Annotated in this window: 13 protein-coding genes; 5 read left to right on the top strand and 8 right to left on the bottom strand. The window is 69.2% G+C overall.

Features of this window, described 5'->3' with window-relative positions:
• Positions 1–101 precede the first annotated feature (101 nt).
• Complete coding sequence (locus AB0G47_RS25150) at positions 102–1976, bottom strand: protein kinase (protein ID WP_360773993.1); 1875 nt, start codon at positions 1974–1976, stop codon at positions 102–104.
• 209 nt (positions 1977–2185) lie between these two features.
• Between AB0G47_RS25150 and AB0G47_RS25145 the strand changes: the two genes are divergently transcribed.
• Complete coding sequence (locus tag AB0G47_RS25145) at positions 2186–2758, top strand: dihydrofolate reductase family protein (RefSeq protein WP_360773990.1); 573 nt, start codon at positions 2186–2188, stop codon at positions 2756–2758.
• 327 nt (positions 2759–3085) lie between these two features.
• Positions 3086–3694: a hypothetical protein gene (locus AB0G47_RS25140; protein WP_360773988.1), complete on the top strand. Its 609-nt coding sequence runs from the start codon at positions 3086–3088 to the stop codon at positions 3692–3694.
• A 37-nt stretch (positions 3695–3731) separates the two neighbouring features.
• Here the strand turns inward: AB0G47_RS25140 and AB0G47_RS25135 are convergent, their stop codons facing one another.
• Positions 3732–4559, bottom strand: a complete 828-nt coding sequence (locus tag AB0G47_RS25135; RefSeq protein WP_360773985.1) for a class I SAM-dependent methyltransferase — start codon at positions 4557–4559, stop codon at positions 3732–3734.
• 138 nt (positions 4560–4697) lie between these two features.
• Here AB0G47_RS25135 and AB0G47_RS25130 point away from each other — a divergent pair, with 138 nt between their 5' ends.
• Positions 4698–6473, top strand: a complete 1776-nt coding sequence (locus AB0G47_RS25130) for a prolyl oligopeptidase family serine peptidase (protein WP_360774523.1) — start codon at positions 4698–4700, stop codon at positions 6471–6473.
• A 107-nt stretch (positions 6474–6580) separates the two neighbouring features.
• On the opposite strand, the gene AB0G47_RS25125 is transcribed toward AB0G47_RS25130, so the two are convergent.
• A complete protein-coding gene (locus AB0G47_RS25125) occupies positions 6581–7072 on the bottom strand; it encodes a DUF1453 domain-containing protein (RefSeq protein WP_360773982.1) in 492 nt (163 codons plus the stop codon).
• 56 nt (positions 7073–7128) lie between these two features.
• Between AB0G47_RS25125 and AB0G47_RS25120 the strand changes: the two genes are divergently transcribed.
• Both AB0G47_RS25120 and AB0G47_RS25115 read left to right on the top strand, forming a co-directional pair.
• On the top strand, positions 7129–7746 hold the full coding sequence (locus tag AB0G47_RS25120) for a TetR family transcriptional regulator C-terminal domain-containing protein (protein WP_360773979.1): 618 nt from the start codon (positions 7129–7131) through the stop codon (positions 7744–7746).
• A 107-nt stretch (positions 7747–7853) separates the two neighbouring features.
• Positions 7854–8672, top strand: a complete 819-nt coding sequence (locus AB0G47_RS25115; protein ID WP_360773976.1) for an SURF1 family protein — start codon at positions 7854–7856, stop codon at positions 8670–8672.
• A 188-nt stretch (positions 8673–8860) separates the two neighbouring features.
• On the opposite strand, the gene AB0G47_RS25110 is transcribed toward AB0G47_RS25115, so the two are convergent.
• From AB0G47_RS25110 to AB0G47_RS25090, 5 genes are all read right to left on the bottom strand, one after another.
• Positions 8861–10078 carry a hypothetical protein gene (locus tag AB0G47_RS25110; RefSeq protein ID WP_360773973.1) on the bottom strand — a complete coding sequence of 406 codons (1218 nt, stop codon included), beginning with the start codon at positions 10076–10078 and terminating at the stop codon, positions 8861–8863.
• Positions 10075–10734, bottom strand: a complete 660-nt coding sequence (locus tag AB0G47_RS25105) for a SigE family RNA polymerase sigma factor (protein WP_266863979.1) — start codon at positions 10732–10734, stop codon at positions 10075–10077. Before AB0G47_RS25105 ends, AB0G47_RS25110 begins: the two co-directional genes overlap by 4 nt.
• A gap of 361 nt (positions 10735–11095) precedes the next feature.
• A complete protein-coding gene (locus tag AB0G47_RS25100) occupies positions 11096–12154 on the bottom strand; it encodes an aspartate-semialdehyde dehydrogenase (protein ID WP_360773969.1) in 1059 nt (352 codons plus the stop codon).
• Entirely contained in the window at positions 12151–13422 is a 1272-nt protein-coding gene (locus tag AB0G47_RS25095; RefSeq protein WP_360773965.1) for an aspartate kinase, read from the bottom strand. The genes AB0G47_RS25100 and AB0G47_RS25095 overlap by 4 nt, the downstream gene beginning before the upstream one ends.
• A gap of 243 nt (positions 13423–13665) precedes the next feature.
• A complete protein-coding gene (locus AB0G47_RS25090) occupies positions 13666–14244 on the bottom strand; it encodes a Uma2 family endonuclease (protein ID WP_360773962.1) in 579 nt (192 codons plus the stop codon).
• Positions 14245–14251: the final 7 nt, after the last annotated feature.

Here is a 14251-nt window from a genome sequence, read left to right as displayed (position 1 = left end):
AAGCGGACGTGGTCCAGCGGGCGAGTGCGGAACGCGGTCAACGCCCCCGGGAGGGAGGGCAGGTCTGTCGAGACGGTGACTGACTGTTCAGCAGATCGGCGTCAGTAGGGCACCGTGTCGCAGAAAGTCTCCGCCCAGGCCGAGGCGCCGTGCTTGTTCGCCGCGCGTACCGTCATGCAGATCTCGTCGCCGGAGTACGGGCCCTTGATCGTGTAGCTGGTGCTGCCGGTGGAGTATGTGGTGTCGACGTTCTTCTCGGTGAAGTTGCTGCCCTTGTTGGTGTAGTGGACGTCGTATCGGGTCGCTCGGGGGATCGCCGACCAGCTCACCTTGACCGGCATGTCGCACGCGCCGACACAGGAGTTGGTGTACACGGCCTTGTAACTCGTCAGGGCCGGCGGCGGTGAGCCTGTGGACGAGTCGTCGGAGCCGGAGCCGGACGAATCTCCGCCGTCCGAGCCCGAGGTGCCGGATGAGCCGGATGATTCTGCAGGGTCGGATCCGGACCCGGTGCCCGTGGTGTCCGAGTCGCTGTCAGCCGCCGGTGAACTGCTGGTGCTCTCCTGGGCGTTCGGGGAGTCCTTTTCGTTCTCTTCCCTCCCGCCGTCCTTGCCGTCCTTTTTCTTTTCTTCCTTGGACGGTGAACTGCTGGGGGCAGTGGGCGAGTTGTTGCCGCCCGGCGTGGCGCTTGCGCTGTTGCCTGGGGGGCGGGCGTTTGTTCCGTCGCCGGTGCCGCCCCCGAACGGTTGGATCAGGGCCACCGTGCCGCCGCCGACCGTGATGACGGCGACGATGGGCAGCGCGATGATCGTGCGGCGGCGTTCTCGCTTCTTGGTGTCCTTGGCCGACGGCTGGACCACCGAGGCGACCGGAGTAGCCGGGACGTCCTCGAAAGGGGCGGCCTTCGGGCGCAGGCCGACCGTTGCTCGGTCCACCGGCTCCTCCCGTAGCGGCGCCGCCTCCGCGTCGAGCAGGCGGGCGGACTGTTGCGCTATGTGTGTGACGACTTCGGCAGGCAGCCAGGCGGCGCCCGTGGCGTGGGGGCGGGGGCGCTCGGGGGCCTCCAACAGGGCGTCAACGTCCGGTCGTTGGGCGATATCTTTCGTCAGGCAGCGGGCGATCAGTTCCCGCAGCGAGGCGTCCTTGACGCGTGTCAGATCGGGTTCGCCCTCCACGATCTGGAACATCACCGCATGCTGATTGCTCGCCCCCTGGCCGAACGGCAGCTGTCCGGTCGCCGCATACGTCAGTACGCACCCGAGGGTGAACACGTCGCTCTTTGCCCCGGCGCGCTGTCCGCGCACCTGCTCGGGTGACATGAAGCCGGGAGAGCCGATGGCCATTCCCGTACTGGTCAGCAGGGACTCGACGGATGTTTCTAGCGCCCGTGCGATCCCGAAGTCGATGACCTTCGTGCCGTCCACGGTGAGCATCACGTTGGACGGCTTCAGGTCGCGGTGCACGATCCCGGCTCCGTGGATGTCCTTGAGCGCCTTCAGCAACCCGTCGGCGAGGGTGTGCAGGGATGCGGGCGGCAACGGGCCGTGGCGTCGCACCACTTGTTCGAGGGAGAGGCCGGGAACGTATCCCGTCGCGACCCACGGCGGCTCGTCGGCCGGGCCCGCGTCCAGCACCGGCGCCGTGTACTGCTCCCCGACCTTCCGCGCCGCCTCGATCTCGCGTCGGAACCGTGCCCTGAAGTGCTCGTCGGACACATGCTCTTCGTGCACCACCTTTACGGCCACGGTCCGTCCGCTGTCCGACCGCGCGAGGAACACCCGCCCCATGCCACCCGCACCGAGCCGCCCGAGCAGCAGATACGGACCGATGCGGGCGGGATCGCTCACCGCGAGCGGCTTGATGCCTCCGTTGCCGGCGCTGTCATCCAGCTCGTCCCGCTCGTCCCGCTCGTTCCGCTCGTTCCGCTCGTCCTGGTCATCCTGCTCGTCGCTTCCGTCCCCGTTCGTACCGCTCATTTGGCGTGCTTCCCCCGGCCCTTCTCGCCTGGTCAACGGCGTAACTCGGTTGAGAATAGACGTTGTTGATGTGCCTGGTGGGCATTCCCTTGCTGCTGCGCTTGATGGGCTCGGACGGCCACCGATTAGTTCCCACGTGTACGACAGTCAAAGAGCCGTAACCGCAACGCGGAAACGGGACCCGCACCAGCTACCTAGGAGATCTTGAGATGCGTACGTTGATCAGCACTGCTTTCGTCTCGCTCGACGGTGTCGTGGAGGCCCCGGGCGGCGAGCCCGGCTACCGGAATTCCGGCTGGACCTTCAAGGACATCGAGTTCGTCCCGGAGGCCTACGAGATCAAGGAGCGGGAGCAGAAGGAGGCCACGGCGATGCTGTTCGGCCGGGCCAGCTACGAGGCGTTCAGCCCGGTGTGGCCGGGCATGGAGGAGTTCGCGGACTACAAGCCGCTGCCGAAGTACGTCGTCTCCAGCACCCTCTCCGAGGACGCCCTGGTCGACGGCTGGGGCGAGACCACGATCCTGCGCTCCCTCGACGACGTCGCCGCGCTGAAGGAGACCGAGGGCGGCCCGATCATCATGCACGGCAGCGCCACCCTGAACCGGAATCTGTCCGACGCCGGTCTGATCGACCGCTACCACCTGCTCGTCTTCCCGCTGCTCCTCGGCGCGGGCAAGCGGCTGTTCAGCAGCACGGACAAGGACACCCAGAAGCTGAAGCTCGTCGAGCACGAGGCGTACGCCAACGGCATTCAGCTGAATGTCTTCGACGTCGTCCGCTGAGGACTGTTGGCTGCAGCAGACCCCCGCGGGGACCTGCCCCGCAGTACCCTGGGCCTACCGAGGCTCCGCCCTCGGCACGGCCGCTGTGAGCGGCCGCGCTCCCGGAGGAGTGTGAGTGTCATGGAGACCGCCATCGTGATCGCGGCCATCTGCCTGATGATCGTCCTCGGGGTGTTCTTGATCCATCGGATGAGGCCGCGCTGACGCGGCGCCGACTCGACGTGATGGATCCCTCACGCCCCGTTCCGCTCGCCGTTCCGTGGTGTCACCATGCGGAGTCCAGGCGTGTCGAGGGGTGTCCTCGGTGGGGGCGGGCGGGAGGCGCAGATGGCTGAGGTTTTCTTGCGGCGGCTGACGCGGTGGCAGGCGGAGCAGCAGCGGGAAGCGGTGGCCGATGTCTACGTAGAGGCCTACCAGGGCGTGGCCGGTGCCGAGTACGCGGACCGGCAGGGGTTTCTGCAGCGCTTCGAGAACACCGTGCAGCGGCCCGATTTCGACATGGTCGTCGCCGACGCGGGGGGCCTCGTCGGCTGTCTCTACGGGTATCGCGCCGCACGCACCGGTGACTGGTGGGAGGGGTTCCGCGGCATCCTGCCCACGGAGATCGAGGAACGTACCGCCTCGGGGCGGGTCTTCATCCTGACCGAGCTCATGGTGGTGCCCGCCTATCGGCGGCAGGGCATCTCGGAGCGGCTGCGCACGCTGCTCCTCGTCCGGCACACCACCGATCTCGTCGTCGCGGTGATCAAGCGGGACGACGATCTCGGGCGTGAGGTCCTGCGGTCGTGGGGGTGGACGAAGCTCGGGGATTTCGACTCGGGCGGCTCGGGGGACTCGCACGACTCGGGCTCGGCGGCGTCGGCCCGGCGGGCGGGGGCCGTGGCCCCGACGCCGGACGAGCTCGCGTGGGAGGGGTGGATGCGGCCCGATGGGTGAGTCGCCCCGGCCACCCGGCCGTCAGGTCGCTGCCGGTTCAGATCGGCTTGGTCGCCTTCAAGGAGTACATGAGGGGGATGCGGGGCCTGGACACCGGGAACCGGTAGGCGCCGTCCCGGAGTTCGAGGGCTCCGAAGCGCTCGAAGAGGGTGCTGTCGTGCTCGTGGAGGAAGTCGACGCGCAGGCCCGCCGCCGCGAGTGCCGTGACGACGTCGCCGACCGGGTGCTGCCACTCCACGCTGCGGTTGTGGACCGTGGGGGTCGTCATGTCCGCGTAGCCGCCCGGGGTCTCGTCGATCCAGGCGTCGCGGGCGAAGTAGTCGTACGCGATCCGTGAGCCCGTCTCGTCGTCCAGGATGTCCGTGAGCGGGTGGAACTCCGCGAGGTAGAGGAAGCCGCCGGGCGCGACGAGCGCGGCCGCGGTCTCGGCCCAGCGCCGGATGTCGGGCAGCCAGCACAGGGCGCCCACTCCGGTGTAGACGATGTCGTACGAGGTGTCGGGCACCGCGTCCGCGGCGTCGTACACGTCGGCCGTGACGAAGGATGCCCGGTCGGCGGTGAGGCCGAGCTCGGCGGCCAGGTCGCGGGCCGCGTCGACGGCGGGCTCGGAGAAGTCGAGCCCGACCACGCGGGAGGCGCCGTGCCGGGCCCAGGAGAGGGTGTCCAGGCCGATGTGGCACTGGAGGTGGAGCAGCGAGCGCCCGGTGACGTCGCCGACCTCCGTGAGCTCGAAGTCGCGCAGCGGGTCCTTGCCGGAGCGGAAGGCTTCGAGGTCGTAGTAGTCGCTGGCGAGATGGAGAGGGACGCGTTCGTCCCAGCGTTTTCGGTTGGCCTCGCGCCAGTCGGAAGGGGTCGGGGAGTACATGCCGGAAAAGTTATCCACAGGCTGGGGACCCTCGCCAGCGGATTGTCGGCGCGGGCGTGCACTATGGGGTCCATGAGCGATGTGGGTGAGGGTGCAGGAGCGGTGAGTACGTCGGGTGCGGATGGGGACGGCGCGGAGATGCCGGACTGGGAGAAGCGGTTCCGTGCGCCGCGGGTCTCGCTGCCGGACTGGGCGGAGGAGGCTCCGAGCCGCTCCTTGTTCGTGTCGAACGCGACGGGGACGTACGAGCTGTACGCGTGGGACCGGGCGACGGGTGAGCAGCGCCAGGTGACGGACCGGGCGAACGGCACGACGGACGGCGTCCTCACGCCGGACGGCGAGTGGATCTGGTGGTTCAACGACAAGGACGGGGACGAGTTCGGCGTGTGGATGCGCCAGCCCTTCGCGGGCGGCGGCACCGACGAGCCCGCGGTGCCGGGGCTCGAAGCGTCGTATCCGGCGGGGCTGGCCCTCGCGCGGGACGGGCGGATGTCCGTCGTCGGGCGCTCCACGGACGAGGACGGTTCGACGATCCATGTCGTACGTTCCCCTGGCGCGGACCCCGTCGAGATCTACCGCCACCGTGAGTCCGCGGGCGTCGGCGACCTCTCCCACGACGGCTCGCTGATCGCCATGGAGCACACGGAGCACGGCGACGCGATGCACTCCGCGCTGCGGGTGGTCAGGCCGGACGGGTCGATGGTCGCCGAGCTCGACGACACCGAGGGCGGCACGGTCGAGCTGGGCCTTGAGGTCCTCGGCTTCGCGCCGGTCGACGGGGACGCGCGGCTGCTCGTCGGGCATCAGCGGCGCGGCCGCTGGGAGCCGATGGTGTGGGACGTCACCACGGGCGAGGAGACGGACCTGGCCCTCGACCTGCCGGGGGACGTGAGCGCCGAGTGGTATCCGGACGGCTCCGCGCTGCTCATCGCGCACAGCTTCGAGGCCCGCAGCGAGCTGTTCCGGTACGGGTTCGCCTCCCGCGAGCTGGTCCGGGTGGAGACGCCCGCGGGGTCGGTGTCGGGGGCGACGGCGCGGCCGGACGGCAGCGTGGAGTACCTGTGGTCGTCGGCCGCCGAGCCGCCGGTGGTGCGGTCGACGGCGGGCGGCGTCGTGCTCGACCCGCCGGGCATGAAGGCCCCGGCGTCCGTGCCGGTGGAGGACGTGTGGGTGGAGGGACCCGGCGGCCGGGTCCACGCCCTCGTACAGAAGCCGCAGGGCGCGAGCGGACCGCTCCCGACCGTCTTCGAGATCCACGGCGGGCCGACGTGGCACGACAGCGACGCGTTCGCCGCGGGCCCCGCGGCCTGGGTGGACCACGGGTACGCGGTGGTGCGGGTCAACTACCGCGGTTCCACCGGGTACGGGCGGGAGTGGACGGACGCGCTGAAGCACCGGGTCGGTCTGATCGAGCTGGAGGACATCGCGGCGGTGCGGGAGTGGGCGGTGACGTCGGGTCTCGCGGACCCGGACCGGATCGTCCTGGCCGGCGGTTCGTGGGGCGGCTATCTCACCCTCCTCGGCCTCGGCACCCAGCCCGACGCCTGGGCGCTCGGCCTGGCCGCGGTGCCGGTCGCGGACTATGTGACGGCGTACCACGACGAGATGGAGGCCCTGAAGGCGATGGACCGCACGCTCCTTGGCGGTACGCCGGAGGAGGTCCCCGAGCGCTTCGAGGCCTCGTCCCCGCTGACGTACGTGGACGCGGTGAAGGCGCCGGTCTACATCTCGGCGGGCGTCAACGACCCCCGCTGCCCGATCCGCCAGATCGACAACTACGTGGACCGGCTGAAGGCGCGTGAGGCGGTGCACGAGGTGTACCGGTACGACGCGGGGCACGGCTCGCTCGTCGTGGGCGAGCGGATCAAGCAGGTGCGGTTGGAACTGGACTTCGCGGAGCGGCACCTTCGCTAGGGCCTGACCCGTCGACCCATCGGCTTCGACAAGCGGGCGTACATCTTCCACAGCACGGTGGCCGTCGCTGCCATTCGCCTCTGGCTCCGCTCATGACCTGCAGCGAGTCAGAGAGAACGTGCCGGGGCGAAGGGGATTCCCGAAGCCATGCCGCGGCGGCCGACCATGAGGGACTCGCCGAGGAAGCTCACGCCGATGGAGAGCTGGACGGGGCGTGCGTTCTCGTGCATGCCCATCTTCACCGCCAGGACATTGAAGCCGGCCGTGACCGCCAGGGTGCCGATCACTGCGAGGAAGGTGCGGCCGGTGTACCGCTGCCACAGGACGCCTCCCTTGTCGACGAGTTGGATGGTGGCGCCGCGGAGTGCGCCGAGTGCCGCGCCGAGGGCGGCGCCCGCGATGACCCAGGTGAGGTCGGTGCCGGTCAGATCCGTCATCTTGACGAGGGACAGAACGCCGATCCCGGTCAGGATCACCGGGGCCGCGAAGAGATCCCGCGCATTGACCGGTTCACCGATCATCCGTTTGATCACGACCGCGATCACGACCACCGCGATGATTGCGGCGAGCAGCCAGGGGTTCACGCAGATACCGCCCATCTTTATAGCGTGGTTGAGCTAAAACGATGTTAGCCCAGCCGTGCTATAACAGCAATGTGCCAAAGATTGTCGATCCCGTGGCCCGCCGCAGGGCGGTGGCGCAGGCCGTCCTGTCCGTCGTCGCCCGGCATGGTCTCGAGCATGCGTCGCTTCGCAACGTCGCCGATGAAGCCGGTCTCGCCGTCGGCTCGGTCCGTCACTACTTCGCCGACCACGACGAGTTGATGACCTTCACGATGAGGGAGCTGAGCCAGCGCATCGGCGACCGCATCCGCGCTCATGCCGAGCGGCTCCTGGCTCCCGACGGCCACACTGACCGCCGGGCCGCAACGGAAGAGCTCCTGGCCGAGTTCCTGCCCCTGGACGAGGCCCGCAGCCAGGAGGCCGCACTCTGGCTCGCCTTCACCGGCGCAGTACACACCCGCCCCGAACTGCGGCCTTGCGCAGCCGAGATGCAGGCCGGCCTGCACACCCTGCTGTCGCGCGTGCTGCACGAAGCCCGGCGCGCCGGCGGGCTGCCGGCCGGCACGGACGTCGAACTGGAAAGCACGCGACTGGCCGCCCTCCTCGACGGACTCACTCTCCAGGCGACGCTGCAGCCGGACCGCTATCCACCGAAACTGCTCCGACAGGTACTGCGGCGGCACCTGGACGCCCTCAAAGCCGGCAGCTGACCTCCAGATGCCGCCCGCGCGCGGCGCCGGTCAGGCCCACCGGACAGGACCCAGGGGCGAAGGACCCCCACGGGCCGGGCGCGGCAAGGGCCCCGTACCGTGGGGGTGTGTACCGGTTCCTGCTGACGCCCCGCTGGTGGGGGATCAACGTCTTCGTCCTGCTGGCCATCCCCGTCTGCATCTTCATGGGGTCATGGCAGCTGGCACGCTTCGAGGACCGCGTCGAGGCGCATGACGCCGCGCAGGAGAAGGCCGACCGGCAGGCCTCGCCGTCCCGTGACGCGTCGGAGGCCCGGCCGCTGGACTCCCTCCTCCCCGTCGACAAGGAGACGTCCGGGGAGCTGGCGTCGGCGACGGGGCGGTACGGCAAGCAACTCCTCGTCCCGGACCGGAAGTTGGACGACAAGTCCGGTTACTACGTCCTGACGCTGCTGCGCACCGACAGCGGCAAGGAGCTGCCCGTCGTGCGGGGGTGGCTGCCGGGGAAGGCGGGCGCGGGTTCGGCGAAGGTGCCGGCCGCGCCGTCCGGGAAGGTCACCGTGACGGGGGCGCTGCAGGCCTCCGAGAACCCCGGGTCGAACGGGGTCAGTGCGGCGGGAGGGCTGCCGGACGGGCAGCTCGGTGCCATCAGTGCGGCGTCGCTGGTGAACCTTGTTCCTGGTGATGTGTACGACGCGTGGGTGACGCTGGAGAAGGGCGACTCCGGTATGAAGCCGGTGCCGGCGGCCGCTCCGGAGAACTCCGGTCTTGACCTCAAGGCGTTCCAGAACCTCGGCTACACCGGGGAGTGGTTCGTCTTCGCGGGGTTCGTGGTGTTCATGTGGTTCCGCTTGTTCCGGCGGGAGCGGGAGTTCGCGCGGGACGCGGAGCTTGGGCTGCTGCCGGATGCGGTGGAGTCTGGGCCGGAAGTGGTTCGCGAGGCCTAGGGGTTTCTTTCCCCAACCCCGCCCCTTCCCGAAAGTTTCCGGCTGCGCCGGCCGTGTGCGTACCGGAAAATCACCGGCTTCGCCGAGTTCGTCCTCAAACGCCGGACGGGCTGAAAGGCCTGCGGCCGGGCTGGAAGACCTACCGGTGGGGGCGAGCGGGAAAGGTCCGCCGGGCAACCGGAGCCCCGCTAAGAAGCCGACAGCATGCCCGTCCGGTAGACGGTCCCGGCGCACGCATTGCCGATCGTCGCACCCGCCGACGGCGCACCCGCCGATGCCGTGAGGGACACCGTCACGCCGCCGTCCGCGACGCCGCCGTCCTCGCGGACCATCTGCGGTTCCGTACCGCCAGGCGCGCCGCCGTCCGTGCCGCCGGCCCCGCCGCCACCACTGGCGTCCTCCGTCGGGGACGGGTCGGGGGAAGGCTCGCCACCCTCCGTGGGGCATGCCTCCGACGGCACCCACGCGAAGCGGACCTCGTACGCCGCCCCCGGCTTGAGGACCAGCTGGCTCACCGCCTGCGCGGGATCCGGCAGCGCGGACGCCGCATCGCCCGCCACATGGTCGACGACGCTGATCTTCGCCGGGTCGGCCGCGCCCGTCACCGCCGTCGAGACGGATCCCGCCGCGCTGACCGTGCAGCTGCTGCCGGAGACATTGGCGACCCGGAAGGAGCCGTACACCTTGCCGTCGGCCTCGGCCGCGCCCGCGGTGCCCGAGGCGTTGCCGAGCTGGTCGATCGTGCAGGCGGGCGAGTCCGTGGACGCCGTGCCCGAGGGGTCGGGGCCGCCGGTCGCGCCGGTGCTCGCCTCATCCTTCCCCTTGTCGCCCTTGTCGCCCTTCTTGCCCTTCTTGTCTTTCTTGTCCTTGGAGGGGCCGGAGTCGCTGCCCTCGCCCTTCTCGCCCTCGTCCGGACCCTTGCCCTGGCTCGAACCGCCCTGCGTCTGCTCGCTGTTGCCGGCTATCGAAGGGCGGTCGTCCGAGCCGCCGCCCGAGTTCGTGACATGCACGAGGGCGGGGATCGCCGTGCCGATGAAGAGCGCCGCGGCGGCCATGCCGACCACGGCCTGGCGCTTGCGCGCGCGGCGGGCCGGGACCGCGTACCGAAGCCGCTCAAGCGCGCGGTCGCCCGGCTCGATCTCCTGGACGGCCTGCCGCATCATGCGGCGCAGCGCCAGCTCGTCCGAGCCGAAGCCGTCGGCAGCGCCCGCGCCCGCGTCCGTGCCAGTGCCCGCCTTCGGTCCGGTCGATTCCTCGCCCCGGTCCTCGCCCTGGTCGTGGCCGTGGTTCACAGTTCCGTCCCCAGCGTGCTGCTCAAACTCGGCGTTCTCAGCGTTCTCGGCGTGCTCGGCGATTTCGACGTGCTCATCGCGCTCTCGCCCGTACTCATGCTCATGCTTGCTCATGCCGGCGCCTCCATGGCGATCCGGAGAGCCGCGATCCCGCGCGAACCGTACGCCTTCACCGAGCCGAGCGATATGCCCAATGTCTCGGCGACCTGCGCCTCGGTCATGTCCGCGAAGTACCGCAGGACGAGGACCTCGCGCTGGCGGCGCTGAAGGCCACGCATCGCCTTGATCAGCTCGTCCCGCTCCAGGAGGTCGTACGCCCCCTCCTCCGCGCTCGCCATGTCCGGCATCGGCTTGGAGAGCAGCTTCAGACCCAGGATCCGGCGCCGCAGCGCGGACCGCGACAGATTCACGACGGTCTGGCGGAGGTAGGCCAAGGTCTTCTCGGGGTCCCGCACGCGCTTGCGCGCCGAGTGCACCCGGATGAACGCCTCCTGCACGACGTCCTCGCAGGACGCCGTGTCGTCGAGGAGCAGCGCCGCCAGGCCGAGCAGCGACCTGTAGTGGGCGCGGTAGGTCTCGGTCAGGTGGTCGACTGTGGTGCCCGCACTCATCGTCTCGTCAGCGCCCTCGCGCTGTGCCGGGATGCGGGCGGACCGCGTGGTGGGCATGGGCGCGATCACCGGCATACCGGCGGGCGCACGGGGACGGCGAGGCGGGCGAAGGGCCGCGCCCCTCGCCTGAACCGCTGTGAAATCGAGTACCTCTGCCACGCCTGTTGGACACGCTTGCCCCCGTGAGGGTTGTACGCATCGCGCAACGCGTTTGCGGCAGGCACCGTCTCCGACGGTGACGAAGCATCAAATGCCCCCATGCGTACCAGCTCTTCCCCTATGCCCATTTTTTGCAGCGCTTCGAGCCGCCCCCTGAGGGCGATCACAGAGACGCGCCCCGCCCTGCTGCCGGTTGCAGTGGACGGGGGGCGAATCTTCGAACGCGGCGATGGTCCAGTTCAAGCGGTCCTGGCCACCGAGTTGGACACAGAACTTACACAGACCCCACAGATACGTCCGCTTCGGGGAGCCCCCGAGGGCCACCTCGGGGAGCCCGCAGGGCCCTTGAAGTGCCCGCGGACTAACGCCCGGTGAACTCGGCGGCCACCAGCTCGGCGATCTGCGCGGTGTTCAATGCGGCCCCCTTGCGCAGATTGTCCCCACAGACAAAAAGCTCAAGTGCGGCCGGATCGTCCAGCGAGCGCCGCACCCGCCCCACCCAGGTCGGGTCGGTCCCCACCACGTCGGCGGGCGTCGGGAACTCACCGGCGGCCGGATTGTCGAAGAGCACGACACCCGGAGCGGTGGCGAGGATCTCGCGCGCGCGGTCGACGGTGACCTTGTCCTCGAAGCGCGCGTGGACAGTCAGCGAGTGCGTCGTGACGACGGGAACGCGTACGCATGTGGCGGCGACCTTGAGATCCGGCAGCCCGAGGATCTTGCGCGACTCGTCCCGCACCTTCATCTCCTCGGACGACCAGCCGTCGTCCCGCAGAGTCCCGGCCCACGGGACGACATTCAGCGCCACGGGCTCGGGGAAGGGCCCCGTGTCGTCCCCGACGGCACGTCGTACGTCACCGGGGCTCGTGCCCAGCTCAGAGCCCGCCACCAGCTGCATCTGGCGGCGCAACGTGTCCACACCGGCCCGGCCCGCCCCGCTCACGGCCTGGTACGAGGAGACGATCAGCTCGCGCAGACCGAATTCGGCATGCAGCGCGCCAATGGCCACGATCATCGACAGAGTCGTGCAATTGGGATTGGCGACGATGCCGCGCGGGCGTACGCGGGCGGCGTGCGGATTGACCTCGGGGACGACCAGCGGCACGTCCGGGTCCATCCGGAAGGCGGCGGAGTTGTCGACCACGACGACACCCTTGGCGGCGGCGATCGGCGCCCACTGCGCCGCGACCTCGTCGGGCACGTCGAACATCGCGACGTCCACACCGTCGAAAACGTCCTCGCTCAGCGCGAGGACCTCGACCTCCTCACCGCGCACGGCGGCCTTCCGGCCGGCCGAACGCGGTGAGGCGACGAGTCGGATCTCGCCCCAGATGTCGGCGTGCTGCGACAGGATCTGGAGCATGACCGTGCCGACGGCCCCGGTCGCTCCGACGACCGCGAGCGTCGGCTTACGGGTCATCGGCCGGTGCCTCCATAGACCACGGCCTCATCGGTGTCCGAGTCGAGCCCGAAGGCGGTGTGCACGGCGCGCACGGACTCGTTCGCGTCGTCGGCACGGGTGACGACCGAGATGCGGATCTCAGAGGTCGAGATCAGCTCGATGTTGACCCCCGCGTCGCTGAGCGCCTCGAAGAAGGCGGCGGTGACGCCGGGGTTCGTCTTCATGCCGGCGCCGACCAGCGAGATCTTGGCGATCTGGTCGTCGTACCGAAGAGAGTCGAACCCGATGGCCGAGCGCGTCTTCTCCAGGGCGTCGATGGCCTTACGGCCCTCGGCCTTGGGCAGCGTGAAGGAAATGTCGGTCAACCCGGTCGAGGCGGCCGACACGTTCTGCACGATCATGTCGATGTTGACCCCGGAGTCCGCGATCGCGCGGAAGATCGAGGCGGCCTCGCCCGGCTTGTCCGGCACGCCGACGACCGTGATCTTGGCCTCCGAGGTGTCGTGCGCGACACCGGAGATGATGGCCTGCTCCACCTTGCGGTCCCCTTGCGGTTCGTTGCTGACCCACGTGCCCTGCAGCCCCGAGAAGGACGATCGCACGTGAATCGGGATGTTGTAACGGCGGGCGTACTCCACACAGCGGTGAAGCAGCACCTTGGAGCCGGAGCTCGCGAGCTCCAGCATGTCCTCGAAGCTGATCCAGTCGATCTTCCGGGCCTTCTTCACGACCCGCGGATCGGCGGTGAAGACACCGTCGACATCGGTATAGATCTCGCAGACCTCGGCGTCGAGGGCGGCGGCGAGGGCGACAGCGGTCGTGTCCGACCCACCACGACCCAGCGTGGTGATGTTCTTGCCCTCCTGGCTGACTCCCTGGAACCCGGCGACGATGGCGATGTTGCCCTCGTCGATCGAGGCCCGGATGCGGCCCGGCGTGACATCGATGATCCGCGCTTTGTTGTGGACGGAGTCGGTGATGACACCCGCCTGGCTGCCGGTGAACGACTGGGCCGCGTGGCCCAGGTTTTTGATCGCCATGGCCAGGAGGGCCATGGAGATCCGCTCTCCGGCGGTCAGCAGCATGTCGAATTCGCGCCCGGCAGGGATCGGGGATACCTGCCCGGCAAGATCGATCAACTCATCCGTCGTGTCACCCATGGCGGACACCACGACAACGACCTGATGGCCGTTCTTCTTGGCGTCGACAATCCTCTTGGCGACCCGCTTGATGCCCTCGGCATCGGCTACGGAGGAGCCTCCGTACTTCTGCACGACAAGGCTCACGTGCGCTCCTCGCTCAGTCCGTGTCTTACCGCACTGCTGCGGTCGGCTCAGTCTAACGAGCGGTCGAAATTCGCCTCGCAAATACCACATGGTGAGATGTCCCGCTCACTACGTGATCATCACGGGCATACGCTCCCGCTGCTCGGGAGGTACGTTCCGACCGCTCGGCTTGTCGCATGCCCGCTGTGGAGTGGGGCACTCCGGAAAGTGGGGTGGGTCACAGGTTCGGGGCGGCTGGGACCTTCACTCCACGAACTCCTTCAGCGCCTCGGTTTCCAGGGCGATGTCCACAGGAGCGGGGAGCTGGACCACGGCACCGAAACGGTGGTTCTCCAGCTTGCGGTAGCGACCGTCCTCCGGGTCGGTGAACACGGTGACCGAGCAGTCGTCACGGTCGATCAGGAGATACACGGGGATGCCTGCTGCCGCGTAGCCGTCCGGCTTCTCCACGCGGTCACGACGATTGGTGTCGGAGTCGAACGAGGTGACCTCCACGGCCATCAGCACAGCGGACGTGTCCGACCATTCGCCATGCCCCTTGAAACTGCCGGTAGGAGCCAGCACGCCGTCCGCGCGGGCACGGCCCTTGCGGTACGTCTCGGTCTTCAGCCCGCCCTCCTGATAGAGCCCCAGCTCCGGCCGCTGCTGCATGCACTGCCTGAGCAGCCACATGCAGATCTCCCTGTGGTTGCCGTCCGGCACGGGCTTGACCATGACCTTTCCGTTGATGAACTCCAGCCGCACCGTCTCCGGCGCATGGCGCTCGAGCTCCTCGAACTCCTCGACGGACATCTGGGGCCGGTCGGTGGTCCTGGGGGTCATGGCGTCG

The sequence above is a fragment of the Streptomyces sp. NPDC021622 genome (genome assembly GCF_040640795.1).
In the GTDB taxonomy this organism is placed as follows: Bacteria; Actinomycetota; Actinomycetes; order Streptomycetales; family Streptomycetaceae; genus Streptomyces.
This window is presented reverse-complemented; position numbering and strand designations above follow the sequence as displayed.